Source organism: Mesorhizobium sp. M8A.F.Ca.ET.208.01.1.1 (assembly GCF_004791315.1).
Lineage (GTDB): Bacteria > Pseudomonadota > Alphaproteobacteria > Rhizobiales > Rhizobiaceae > Mesorhizobium.
Genome location: NZ_SRUT01000254.1, coordinates 1 through 314 on the forward strand (window position 1 = coordinate 1; position 314 = coordinate 314).

The 314-nt window shown below is 57.3% G+C and carries 1 protein-coding gene; it reads left to right on the top strand.

All coding sequences use genetic code 11. The annotated features are described in order from the left end of the window. A partial coding sequence (locus EN851_RS36895; RefSeq protein WP_210234960.1) for a hypothetical protein occupies positions 1-314 on the top strand: 314 nt, incomplete at both ends.

Genomic DNA, 314 nt, shown 5'->3' on the forward strand with positions numbered 1-314 from the left:
ATCAGGAACCACGGCAACGTTCGTCGTCACCACATCCAGCGGCGTCACGAACTGCACAATCGTCACCTACAGGCTGATCCCCGTCAGCAGCTCCCACATCGATACTGTTGCGTCGTCAGATGCAGGTAACTCTGCAGTCGTAACGGACCTTGAGGTGAAGACCGGCGGTTTGGCCCTGATTGTTTCAAACGATACGACCGGGACGCCGACATCCGGCGCTTGGACCGGTGTCGATACACCAGTGCACGATGAGACAGATCTGACGAACGATCGACCCGGCCCGACAAACGCTTGGTCGATACCAACCACCGAAA